Consider the following 11,814-nt stretch of genomic DNA (forward strand, 5'->3'; position numbering starts at 1 on the left):
CCTTCTGTTTTTAACTGTAACTTTCTTAAACGTTTTTAGGGTTAGTCATTTTTCCGATAATCAACTATTACTTTCAATAAAAACTGAACTACAAAAAAAACTCCCAGTACTCCGTATGCATAGCGTAAAAAACAAGTAAAACTTACTGAATAGTAATAACTGATTAAAATTGATATATTAAGCAAGATTATAGAAAATATAGTTAGTAATGGTGTGGGATTCGTTTCTTCAGGTAGGATTACTTCCATAAGATGTAGCGAGGCAAAGAATGTCGAAATGTGCCAAATAAATCCTAAAGCAAAAATTAAAGCTAACTGAGCATAAACAGGGAAAACAAAAAAATCAGGCTTAAATAACATAAAAGGAATCACCCAAAAACTAACCACTATCGCCAATGAAACTAGTGTCGATTTAACATTACTGTTTAAATCTTTGAAAAGCCCTGCAAATTCACTCATCTTAATTTTTATTTATTATCTTGGTTTAGAATGACGAATGTAATAAAATTTAATCGTTGATGTAGTTTTTTATTCGCTTGACTTATTTCATCTTCTTTTGGGTTTTCTGTCATACTCAATAATTTTTAATTAATACTAATTAATTGCCTGGCTTGCTTTTCTATTAAGTCTTGAGATGGTTCATTTTCGTTTTGGTTAATGCATTAGCTTGCTAATCTAACCTGTTCTGATTCATCGGTTTCTTGAACTTCAAAACTTTTCGGAAATTCTCGAATCATTAAATCGTCAGGAATCGGCAATACTTTGTCAATCTGTTTAAAGAAATATGGAACTCCTTTTGTTTTACAGTCGTCTCGCAAAATTCTGCCCCAGTCTGTATTAAACGTTCTTCTCTTATTTCCGCTCTCACCTCCACAGATTACCCAGTCCACCAAATCAAGCAACACTCTATCTGTCCCATCATTAACTTTTGTCATTAAATCGACTTTATCCAATTGAGGTTCAACAGACAAAAATCTCTGACCATTTACCTTTGATAATTGAACAATCAGCTTATCAGCAGTTTCCTGATTTACTGGTGACGTTCCAAACATTACATTTTTCGGTGGATTCTGCTTCCAGTTCTCAGGAATGTACTTATTGATGTTTGACGGTCTTTTGGTCAATAACAAGAACATCAAGTTTGGCGAATTAGGAACAACTTCATTAAAGAACTTATCTCTTAACTGACCTGTATTCCAAAATTCTGCCTCACCTTCCACATAAGGATTGCCTTTGTGGTCTACCAATGACATCGATTTTTCGAAAATATCCATCATTGACCCAACGAAAACTTTATGTATTTCGTTTTTCTTTTCAGCTTCTTTCTGAAATCTCTCAAATTCAGTCCAAACGCTTTTAATCATTCGTCTAGGTTTATCATTTCCCCAAACGTCGCTACCTACTCGCTTTGCGATTTTACCCGCATAGCAATTTGTACACCCTTCGTGTACTTCTGTGCATCCCCACCAAAGGTTTGCAGTGTGGTTTGTCCACTCAATCTTACTGTTTTCTGCCATTTATCTAATTTTAATTAATAATACTTGCTTTGCAGTTTTACTGCCCTTGCAACCAGCAAGGCTTTTAGACCTTGCAAATTGATTTAATCTTTAAAAAGAAATTGACTTATCAAATTTCCCAAGTAAACACTTTCTTCTTTATCATCGTTGGTTATAACGATATGATTGTCCTTCGCCATATCTTCACCTTTCAAATGATAACTACCACCATATACCGCACTAACCATTTCTTCAACACGACTCTTCGTAATTCTTGAAAAATCAGATTTAACCTTCACAATTGGACTATTGAAATTGATAATCATTGAAGTTACTTTATCCTCAAAGTTTTGGTTTACAATCGGCTTACCACCATAATTCCTAATAGTTTCGTAAAATGACAAATCATTTAATTCTGCTTGTTCCATATAATGCTTAACATTTGGAATTTCAAATGTTTTTCCTTTTCGCAAATTTGCGATAAACATCTCTTGATGTTTGTTCAATTTAATTTCACTCATACTTTATTTTTGGTTTAAAATGTTAAAATTTTATTTTTTATATAAATTTATATGAATTTCTTTTGGTAACTCAATTAAGTTATATATCTTTGTCTCGGACTTATAGTGCGCTTTCTATAAATTTTTAATTCGAATACAACAAAGGTACGTATTTTATCTGAAATACGCAACTTTTTCCTATATTATTTTACCAACCCCTGTAAAATATGGGCTATCACATCGATTGTCCAGCCGTTTCCTAACATATTGTAACGCTGGGTATCGCTGACCCCTGACGTGTAACCCTCGGGTACGTTCTGCAGTCTCTCATACTCCAACGGTGTCAATTTCCTTGGTTTTCCGTCCTGCAATACTTTCTTTTGGTGATTTCCGCCTTTTAAGCACGTAAGCGTTCCACATTTGCCTTTGAGGTTATAAACACGTTTTAAGATGTCGTGACCTTTGATATGCAATGTAGCTTGTACCTTTTCGTTGTCTCCAAGATAATCAAAGCTTTGAGCGTACCAATACTTGGATGCTGGGTTTTGCTCCACAATATCCGCTAAAACAATCCCTTTGTCTATTGGCTGGGCCGCAACTGGTATGTTTGTCCAATAATAGCGGTCACGGTCTTGGGCAGTTGTCAGATTGCTGTTAATCCTGATTGGTTCGCACTCTAGCGCTTGGCTGATTACGTCACGGTTTGCGTTCGTCATACTAGCAACATTCTCAAAGAGAAAATACTTGGGCTTGGTCTCGTTGAGGATTCGCAGATACTCATAGAACAACCTAGACTTGTCGCCTTGCAGTCCTTGATTGTGCTTTATGTTGTTGATGGTGGTTTGGCTCAGATTCTGACAAGGTGAGCCGCCAAGCAGTAAGTTGATGTGAGGTAAGTCATTTGCTTTGATGTTATGAACATTACCAAGCTGTACAGTATTTGGATAGTTGGATTGTGTTATCCGCATTGCGTATTTGTCAATTTCGCTTGCAAAGTAGTTGAAGTTAGTTATACCTGCTTTGTGCAATGCTAGTTGTCCGCAACTCATACCGTCGAATAGGCTCAGTACGTTGAAGTGTGTTTTTGTCATAATACTTTATGATAAGTATCGACCAGCTTTGCGTTGAAGTAAAGATTATTGTTGAAGTATATTCTTTCCTTTATCCATAAAATAACTTGAACTTTCTCGAATCACTTTATATTTATCTTATATAGTATTTTATTATTTCTTATTATTTTATCTTATTATGACGTACTCAAATGAGTACCGAGAAGTACTCAAACAAGTACCAACCAGTACCTAAATGAGTACTAAGCTGTACTCAAATAAGTACCGAGATTAATACAATAAGTACTCAAATGAGTATCTCGAAATGCTTATAGATATTGTAAGACAAGAAACAAAAACAACTTCAACCACAACTATATATTATGATATCATAATAAAATATTATAGATGAAAAATATTGACTTATTGAAATTTAAGAAGTACCATTGTAAAAATCAGTAAAGATTTCAAAACCTTGGTGCTGGTGGGTAGCTCCCGCCAGCTTCTAGTCCAAGTAAAAAACTAGACTATAACACAAATACTAGAATAAAAATGAATGACAACACAAAAACAACTAACCAAGTTAGAACAGCTTCAACAACAACATAACGGAATACGTTTTATTAGAAGCTATCCAATATTAAACTACATAAAAACTCTTTCACCTACCGATAGGCAATTAATTGAGTTGATATTATCCTACCAAGATAACGGCAAACCTTTTCAAATGAAATACGAAACTATAGCCGATATTCTAAACATAAGCTATCAAACCGTAAAAAACAGAGTTACCAAACTAAGCAAAGAAAAAATAATCATCACCAACCACAAATCAAACTTTAACGGTGTTGATGGTGGTAGCTCTACAAAATTAAGTGTCGATTTAGATGTATTGATAGCTATGATTAAAACCCCAGCTGAAAGTAAACCTGCTTCAACGACTGAGCATACCCAAGAAGCTGATTCGATACCAATAGTTGTAATAGAACAATCAACACCTGCCGAAACAGAAGAACTAACCAAAGAGCCTGAGAAAGTTGAGATAGCACAGACCGACCCAAAAAAGACTTTAATGTTCGAACGCTACAAATCTAAGTTTTACTATTCTAAAGCTGGCGATACAATGACACCAGCCGATTTTCACAGCCTAACCGATAGGCGGTTTATGGACTTGCCCAAAGTAACATCTAGGGTTATGGGCTTGCCAGCTGATAACTTTGACGTGTTTTGGTCAAAGGTTCAAGAGTTAAAAAAAGACCTGCTAGCAACCGAGCAGGCACATCAATAACGAAAAATAATAAAAGGTATGAATGAAAAGAAAATTCAACAAGAACAAGCTCGTAACCTATGTGTTAAATGAGCACAACAAAACAATTAGAATAAGATACTACAAAAGTATGATTGCAATGTATTTCGAAACTGGAATCGTTTACAAGTACATCTTTAAAAACAATAACTGCTTAGAATACAAATACATCAACGGTACGCTAATTGGGTGTACGGTGTGGGAAAACAAAACCCGCCAATCGTTGATACAAGATATTCAAGATTCACACGCAGGAAAACCGCCAGCACCTAACCCACCTATCTATGTTGTCGGGTCTGATGCCAGCCAACCAAAATTATGCAACAATCAAACATTTGCGTACCTTGTTAGCTCAGGTGTTACCGAAAGTAAACCAGCCGAACCAACACGTCAAGAAAAACAAAAGACTTTCTTCACTGCAATAACATCGTTTTTCAATTCCATATAATAAATAAGCCAGCATTTATTTACTGGCTTATTTTATTTTAGATTTCATTTTAAAAAATTTCGCTTACTATTTAATTTTTTCGCTTGTAGCATATATTTATTAATAAACGATAGATTATGACAGCAAACGAAATAAACCAAAGCATCTCGAAAGATGAAGCAATTGGACGAGCAAGATTCAGTGACTTCCAAATAACGCAACAACCTGACTGGGATATAAACAAATTTTCAGAAACTACATCAGCTTCTTGGGATGTCAGCTATTATACTGGAACAACTAGAGATATGGTAATTGGCGAAATAAAAAACAGAAGCAAAAGCGACAATCAGTACGACACTTGGATTCTTGAAGAAATAAAAATCAGAGGATTATTTGAAACCAAAAGACTTTTACAACTCAAATATCCAAATGCATCTATCTACATTCATTACATCAATTTTTACAACAATACGGACAAACCAAGGTTTTGGGATATTACAAACCTTATTCCTGATTTTGAAAGTAATAGCTATCCTAAAAACTCATTCGACCCAAATGCTAAAATAATAGATAAGCTTTCAATGATGCTAAAAAATAACGAAGCTATTAACCTTTAAAAACAATTGAATGAATTAATACAACAATTAAACACCAAATACAATAGCGTACTTAATCGTTACGGTGTAGATACCCAAATCAGACGAGCACACTTTTGGTCGCAACTTTACCACGAAAGCAAGCTTGTGCCAAGAACCGAAAACCTCAACTACTCAGCTGAACGGCTTTTAAAAATTTTTCCTAAATACTTTAAAGATTTAGAGATGGCAAAGCAATATCAACGCCAACCCGAAAAGATAGCAAACTTGGTTTATGCTGACCGTATGGGAAACGGTGACGTTGAAAGCGGTGACGGCTGGCGTTATCGTGGTCGTGGGTTTATCCAGCTAACTGGCCGCAATAACTATGAGGCGTTTTCTAAGCATTTAAAGGACGAAAAAATACTAACAGAACCCGAAACATTATTAAGCGAAATTAATGCGTTGGTAAGCGCATTATGGTACTGGCAAACGAATAAGATTAATGCTGTCATAGATGATGACAACAACTTAAGTATCAAGCGGGTTACGAAGAAAATCAACGGGGGGCTACTAGGCTTAGCAGAGCGTGCTACCCTGTTCAAAGAAGTAAGCAAACTTAAACTTATTTAACGCTTAAGTTTGCCAGCTAATTTTCTGCGATAGTGTTTAGGATAATTCAACAAATAATACTTTTTAAAGTTCTTATGAAAATACAAATCAAGCCTTTCAATATCTTGGAAATATTTAAAAAATACTAAGTCGTAGTCAGGAAATTTTTTAATGTCAAATGTTGGTAAATTAAAAGCAAAACCTTTTTTCAAGAATAAAGAATCTTTTAAACTAAATAAAATTGATTTTAATTCATCGTCAACGTGTTTTCCTGACTTCAAAATTTTATTAATCGTTTTCACGGTAGAATTTCTTCTAATCATTAAAAACGATACTAAATTATGATTTTCATAATTGTATGTTTTTAAATCCTTTACATTATCATATTTTAAACGTTCTTCAAATTCTTTCAGGGTTGGATAAAACTCTTTTAAATGCACATCTTGTTTCAAGACTTTAATAATATGATTACTGTTGCTAATAATAAGATTAGTTTTAAAAGAAATATATGGTAAAATAGATTTTTTTTCTTGTTTCTCAACTAAATAAACATTTAAGAAATAAAAAATATAACCCGCAATATAGGACAAACAAAGATTATCAATTACCGTTTCAGCTTTATCAGCTTTATTTGAAAATATCCAAAATGCATTAAACTTAAAATCTATAAAGTTTATCCAAAATGTAATTATCGATGTTAAAACAAAGATTAATGTAAGTCCTTTTATTTTCATAAGTAGATTAAATTTTAGCTTCTCCAAAGAAAAACAATTAAAATAACACTTTCATTTTTTAATACTTCTTTTTAAGGTTACGTAAAACCGTAATGATTTTAAAAATTTTGCTATTTACTTTATATTTCTAAAATGAGTAAAAATGAAAAAATCGCTTGAAGAACAATATTTAGATATTAGAGTAGAAATGCAGAACCATTTCAAAGAGATGGAAAAGGAATCAAAAATTGAAATGGCTGCTCTTAAAGCATTAGTCACTTTGTTTTCTTCGGTCTTATTGTTTTGGCTATAATTTAACTTAAATTGATTGATTATATTTGTTAAAAATCTCGCAGTATGGAAAACGTATTAACTACTATTCTCAGCTCTTCAATTGTTGCGACTTTGGTTGCAGGAATTGTAACAAGAATTACTGAAGGAAGAATTCAAAGCACTTTTGACAAGAAACTTGAAAGCGTCAAAAAAGAACATTCATTAGAAATCGCAAAATTTCAAAGTGAGTTGGATTCACTAAAAGCAAAGGAAAATTTCAAGTTTACCAAATTACACGAAGAGCGTTTTAAGGTATTAAAAGAAACTTACGCATTACTAAATAAGTGTAGAAACGATTTGGGTCTTTTCGTTGCTGAAATTAAACTTATCCCTAGAGATACAACGTTTGAAAAAAACGAGGAAAAATTACATAAGAATTTCTTAGCTTCTAACGAGGAGGTTGTTAGATACATCGATGATAATTTAATTTTTTTTAGTGAAAATCTTGAATCAATGCTTGCTGAGTTTTTAGAAGAATCTTTTCAAATTTCTATTGATTATAACCCAAACCATCCTGTTAACAAATTAGTATTTCCTCATAGAGAAGTTAAAAAGAATACTGTATCATCTTATCAAAGACTTAACAACAACATTCAACCGATAATGATTGCGATTAGAACAGAATTTCGAGAACTCTTAGGAGCTAATTTATAATTTTAAAATTCATATAAGATTTGTACTATTGTAATTACAACTAAATACTTTATAACAATTATGGCAGAATGGTTTTTAAAAAATGCTGACACAATAATAACAGGGGTTTTGAGCAGTCTAGTTTTTTTATTAATAACAAAGCTTTTAAGCTTAAAAATAGAGTCGATTAATAAAGCTTATAACTATATTGCATCAATTACATTAGGAAAAATTATCTTTTTCTCTATCTATTATATTCTTCCAGTTTTTACGATAGTTAACTTTATTATAGCTAATTATTATAAGACTTTGACTTTTGGTGAGACTTTACCATTTTTATTATTATGTTTCTTTTTTACTTTTACGATATTATTAAGACTCATTACAGAAATATTTAGAGATTTAACTAACTTATTAGTAACTCAAAATAAACACGCAGATATTTCAAATGGTGTAATTAATAAAGTAAATGAACTAACGGAACATCTAATTGCCAAAAATTCGCAGGAAAATCAAGAGTAAATACATATTTAAAAACAAGTCCGGCGAGTGCCGGACTTTGTTATTTTTAATTTATAAACAAAGATTTTGATTATGATTTCAATTGTTAGAAACTTTGTAAAGAATCTACGAACTTACTACGCATCTGTTGTTGCTGGGCTGTCTGCTTAAGTTTGGGCCGCTTTACTTTAGAGGTCTTTTACTTCCGTTGAAATTTCTTTCTTCATTTACTTTTTTTTGATGTTTATTAGTTTCTCAGCTGCGTTGATTCCCAATGCACCTAATGCAAGTATAAGAACCGAATTATTGGCCGCTTCATTTGGAAAAACAAACATATAAGCGCATAAACTTAATCCAGCCACCAAACCAATAAAGCGTTTACTAGATGGATTCGAGTTGTATTCAATTAGTTTCTTTATGTAGTTTAGGAATATCATTATAAATCTTTTTTCTTGCTAAGTTCTTTTGAGAGTTGTTTAATCTCTTGGCTAAGTTCTTTTATTGCCGTAAATAAATCATCTATACGGTTGTTAAGTGTATTATGCTCGGTTTCGATTACTTTGATTGATGTTGTGTGTTCGTTAATCATAGTATCGTGCTTTTGTATCTTTTCAAATAATTGTTTAATAAAATATCCAATTACTGAGATTAGAAAAGAAATAACCGTTAACGCTAGTTGTTCTATATTCATTTGTTTTCGTTTATGGTTATTATAGTTTTAATAAAGGCGAACGTAAACGTCCGCCCGTGTTAAAATTTTATTGTTAGCTGAATACCTTAATTTCAAAAGTCGCTCTATTAATTAAACCATTTGTTAAAGTAGCTGATGAATTGTAAGTATTAATTGTAACAACGCTTGTGCTTGTCGGTACTGCTTTTAAAACCATTACTGCCGCTGTTGAGTTTCCAATTCCAAGATTAACAAGTGTTTTATCAGTTGTAAATACTGTACTACCTGCCGTAGCTGTAAACGTACCAGTTGAACTATATGCAAATGTTAGTGTTGCTCCTAACGTGTTTTCTAATACTGTAACAGTTGGTGCGCTTGTTCCAGTCTGAGTAATCAATCCTACATAGGTTTTATAAGTTCTTACCGAACCATCACCCATTAAGAAATCGTTGCTGCTTGAACCATTACGAACGAACCCACCCGCTTGTACTGTACCGTCATTCTGTACCTCAAACTTAGAAACGTTATTTACAGAATAAAAAGCAAATTTACCTGTATATGTGCTTGGATTTTGACATATCAACATTGTTGCTGCACCAGCACCAACCATATTAATTGCGCTGGCTGTTGAAGCTGTAGACGTATTCGAAAGCCCTAAAGCTGGGTTATTTGATGTTGATGAAACAACACTAATACCACCCGCACCAGTATCTGAAATACTTAAAGCGCAGTTATTAACGTTTGAGTTTACAATTCTTAACACTGAGTTATTTGTCCCTGATACTGTACTAGTATCCGTTAACAATAACTGAGTTGTTGCACTGGTTGAATTTGCCATCGTAAGACGACCCGTTTTGGTTTGGTTTCCCGTTGTTAAAACTGCATTTGTTAACCCTGATATCGCATTATTAACGAACGCAGTTGTTGCAACTTGTGTGTTGCTAGTTCCTGCTGATGCTGTAGGAGCAAACACTGTACTATTGAACGTTGTTTGTCCATTTCTAAGAATTTCAACAAGTGTTGTACCCATTCTAGAAAATCTAAAACCTGCTGAAGTTGTTGCAGAAAAATCGACACCCGCATTTGTTCTAATATCGAACTGCATATCTGCGTTTGAATTTCCGTTTGAAGCTGAACCCATAAGATATAAACCTACCGAATCGGTGCTTTTACCAACGATAACAGGAACTGAACTAATCGAACTTGCATTACCTATTGAAACAGACCCGTTTGTTTGTCCTGAAACGTCAAATAAACCAATAGCACCCGTGTTAATATCCAACCTTCCAACTGGTGAAGTAACTCCAATACCTACACGTCCGTTAGTTGTTAAATATAAGTCGGGATTTGTACCGCCACTTTGTGCAGTAATCAATAAATCTTTACCAGTTGTTGAAGCAACCCCAGTTGATTTAAAACGGTTATATGTTGCGTTTGAACCATCAAAGAAAGTCCCACCGCTAACATCAACAATATGTAATTTTGCACTTGGCGAAGATGTACCGATACCAACGTTACCGTTACGCATAATATCAACCAAAGATGTTGCGTATCTTGTAAAACGAAACGCTGTTCCTGTTGTACCTGTAAAGTCAAGACCTGTTGTGCTTCTAGTGTTTAAAATCATATCAGGACTTGGGTTGCTTTCATTTACACCCGCCATAATTTGCAATCCTGCATTATTTGACGATTTACCAACAAGTGTTGGAACTGCTGAACTACCACCACCATTGGCAAATGAGATTGTACCCTCCGTTTGTCCTGACACATCAACCGTAATACCTGAAAGACCTGTGTTAACATTCAGTTTACCAACTGGCGTGATTGTACCGATACCAACGTTACCCCCTGCCTGTATGCTCATAGGGTTGCTAACTCCTGCCTCAGTAAAAAATAAATCGCTCCCGCTAACTCTTACGTCCCAACGTTTGTTAATTGGTGAAGATGCCGAGTTTACAAGTGACAAAGTCGGAATACTAGCCGTAATCCTTGTGTTTTGCGTAATCAATATGTTTGTACCATCGTCAGAAATTGCCGAATTCCCGAATGTTGAAAGTCCTGTAAACTTTGGAATTACGTTTGTTGTTCCTGTAATAGTTGCCTGTTTACCGTTTAACTGTGTTTGAATTGAACTTGTTGCATCATTATACAGCTTTTGATTATCTGTTTGGTAGTTCTTGTTTGTTGTTTCATTTACTTGTGCAGTTGTGTAGTCGCCTGACATAGCAGTAACCACACCAGCACGACCGAACACGCTAACTACGTTGTCCGCTCCTGAGTGTTGTTTCTCCCAAGTCGTACCGTTATATACAACATAATCACCAACTACGAAATTTAAGTTGTTCACTCCTGAACCGCTAACCGTAACACGGTAAACGTCTCCTGTGTTTCCTGTTCCATTAACCAGCGTAGGTGTATTTGTTGAAGCATTGTAAACTCCTTTGTACTCCATTACGCTATTAGGTAACTGCGAAGTAAGGATTTTGCCCGCACTATCTAACCCAGCGTAACCGTTAGCCTGGTCTTTTTCGCTTATGTCTTGTTTTAATAATAAAGCATTGTAAACAGCGTCCTCACTTGGTGCATATCCTGTTGTACCCTCGTTGATTGTCTGTGTTACCTTAGTGTCAACGTATTCGAATGACGGTTTATAATCCAAAGCCAATTGTAAATCGGCTTGGTCTGTAATATCACCCGTAATATCACCCCACTCAACCGACGTAAGAATATCAGGTTTGTTTTTAATATAAGCGTCGCTTGCTGTATCGTTATCTAACCAGTCAGATTGTACGTTTTTTTCGGCATCTGCTGGAATACCCGCAAGCTTGTTTTTTTCGGCTGTAGTATAGTCGTTTGTGCTAAGACCTTTACCGCTGATTTTATCAACCTTAGTAGCGTATAACTCTGTGAAATTGTCCTCACATTTGATGTTAGCGTCTCTAAGTGTATCACCTAAGTTGTCGTTCGGTGTTGATGTATTAATATGCTTTTGAGCCATAA

15 protein-coding genes are annotated in these 11,814 nt (G+C 34.3%); 7 read left to right on the plus strand and 8 right to left on the minus strand.

The window, feature by feature from the left end; translation table 11 throughout:
• Positions 1 to 41: 41 nt before the first annotated feature.
• The 4 genes from FLAPXU55_RS02920 to dcm all read right to left on the minus strand — a co-directional run bounded on the left by FLAPXU55_RS02920 (position 42) and on the right by dcm (position 3,086).
• Positions 42 to 458 carry a hypothetical protein gene (locus tag FLAPXU55_RS02920; RefSeq protein WP_180856487.1) on the minus strand — a complete coding sequence of 139 codons (417 nt, stop codon included), beginning with the start codon at positions 456 to 458 and terminating at the stop codon, positions 42 to 44.
• Between the two features lie 203 nt (positions 459 to 661).
• A complete protein-coding gene (locus FLAPXU55_RS02925; protein WP_180856488.1) occupies positions 662 to 1,516 on the minus strand; it encodes a DUF5131 family protein in 855 nt (284 codons plus the stop codon).
• 83 nt (positions 1,517 to 1,599) lie between these two features.
• The gene (locus FLAPXU55_RS02930) at positions 1,600 to 2,016 is read right to left on the minus strand and encodes a hypothetical protein (RefSeq protein ID WP_180856489.1); all 417 of its coding nucleotides are present in this window, start codon (positions 2,014 to 2,016) and stop codon (positions 1,600 to 1,602) included.
• Between the two features lie 182 nt (positions 2,017 to 2,198).
• A complete protein-coding gene (gene dcm / locus FLAPXU55_RS02935) occupies positions 2,199 to 3,086 on the minus strand; it encodes a DNA (cytosine-5-)-methyltransferase (protein WP_180856490.1) in 888 nt (295 codons plus the stop codon).
• Between the two features lie 514 nt (positions 3,087 to 3,600).
• Here dcm and FLAPXU55_RS02940 point away from each other — a divergent pair.
• The 4 genes from FLAPXU55_RS02940 to FLAPXU55_RS02955 all read left to right on the plus strand — a co-directional run bounded on the left by FLAPXU55_RS02940 (position 3,601) and on the right by FLAPXU55_RS02955 (position 5,985).
• The gene (locus FLAPXU55_RS02940) at positions 3,601 to 4,332 is read left to right on the plus strand and encodes a sigma-70 family RNA polymerase sigma factor (protein WP_180856491.1); all 732 of its coding nucleotides are present in this window, start codon (positions 3,601 to 3,603) and stop codon (positions 4,330 to 4,332) included.
• Positions 4,333 to 4,354: 22 nt separating this feature from the next.
• Entirely contained in the window at positions 4,355 to 4,798 is a 444-nt protein-coding gene (locus tag FLAPXU55_RS02945) for a hypothetical protein (RefSeq protein ID WP_180856492.1), read from the plus strand.
• 116 nt (positions 4,799 to 4,914) lie between these two features.
• Positions 4,915 to 5,394 carry a hypothetical protein gene (locus FLAPXU55_RS02950; RefSeq protein WP_180856493.1) on the plus strand — a complete coding sequence of 160 codons (480 nt, stop codon included), beginning with the start codon at positions 4,915 to 4,917 and terminating at the stop codon, positions 5,392 to 5,394.
• Positions 5,395 to 5,400: 6 nt separating this feature from the next.
• Positions 5,401 to 5,985, plus strand: coding sequence for a glycoside hydrolase family 19 protein (locus FLAPXU55_RS02955; protein ID WP_180856494.1), 585 nt, complete (start codon positions 5,401 to 5,403; stop codon positions 5,983 to 5,985).
• Here FLAPXU55_RS02955 and FLAPXU55_RS02960 read toward each other — a convergent pair.
• A complete protein-coding gene (locus FLAPXU55_RS02960; RefSeq protein ID WP_180856495.1) occupies positions 5,982 to 6,698 on the minus strand; it encodes a hypothetical protein in 717 nt (238 codons plus the stop codon). The genes FLAPXU55_RS02955 and FLAPXU55_RS02960 overlap by 4 nt on opposite strands.
• Before the next feature lie 142 nt (positions 6,699 to 6,840).
• Between FLAPXU55_RS02960 and FLAPXU55_RS02965 the strand changes: the two genes are divergently transcribed.
• The 3 genes from FLAPXU55_RS02965 to FLAPXU55_RS02975 are packed head-to-tail and all read left to right on the plus strand — an operon-like array spanning position 6,841 to position 8,165.
• Complete coding sequence (locus FLAPXU55_RS02965; protein WP_180856496.1) at positions 6,841 to 6,990, plus strand: hypothetical protein; 150 nt, start codon at positions 6,841 to 6,843, stop codon at positions 6,988 to 6,990.
• Positions 6,991 to 7,034: 44 nt separating this feature from the next.
• Complete coding sequence (locus FLAPXU55_RS02970; RefSeq protein ID WP_180856497.1) at positions 7,035 to 7,664, plus strand: hypothetical protein; 630 nt, start codon at positions 7,035 to 7,037, stop codon at positions 7,662 to 7,664.
• 60 nt (positions 7,665 to 7,724) lie between these two features.
• Positions 7,725 to 8,165, plus strand: coding sequence for a hypothetical protein (locus FLAPXU55_RS02975; RefSeq protein WP_180856498.1), 441 nt, complete (start codon positions 7,725 to 7,727; stop codon positions 8,163 to 8,165).
• A gap of 206 nt (positions 8,166 to 8,371) precedes the next feature.
• On the opposite strand, the gene FLAPXU55_RS02980 is transcribed toward FLAPXU55_RS02975, so the two are convergent.
• The 3 genes from FLAPXU55_RS02980 to FLAPXU55_RS02990 form a co-directional block, all read right to left on the minus strand.
• Positions 8,372 to 8,581 carry a hypothetical protein gene (locus FLAPXU55_RS02980; protein ID WP_180856499.1) on the minus strand — a complete coding sequence of 70 codons (210 nt, stop codon included), beginning with the start codon at positions 8,579 to 8,581 and terminating at the stop codon, positions 8,372 to 8,374.
• Positions 8,581 to 8,835: a hypothetical protein gene (locus FLAPXU55_RS02985; RefSeq protein WP_180856500.1), complete on the minus strand. Its 255-nt coding sequence runs from the start codon at positions 8,833 to 8,835 to the stop codon at positions 8,581 to 8,583. Before FLAPXU55_RS02985 ends, FLAPXU55_RS02980 begins: the two co-directional genes overlap by 1 nt.
• A gap of 73 nt (positions 8,836 to 8,908) precedes the next feature.
• On the minus strand, positions 8,909 to 11,812 hold the full coding sequence (locus FLAPXU55_RS02990) for a beta strand repeat-containing protein (protein ID WP_180856537.1): 2,904 nt from the start codon (positions 11,810 to 11,812) through the stop codon (positions 8,909 to 8,911).
• Between the last annotated feature and the right edge of the window lie 2 nt (positions 11,813 to 11,814).

The organism is Flavobacterium panici, assembly GCF_903819335.1.
Taxonomy (GTDB): Bacteria; Bacteroidota; Bacteroidia; order Flavobacteriales; family Flavobacteriaceae; genus Flavobacterium; species Flavobacterium panici.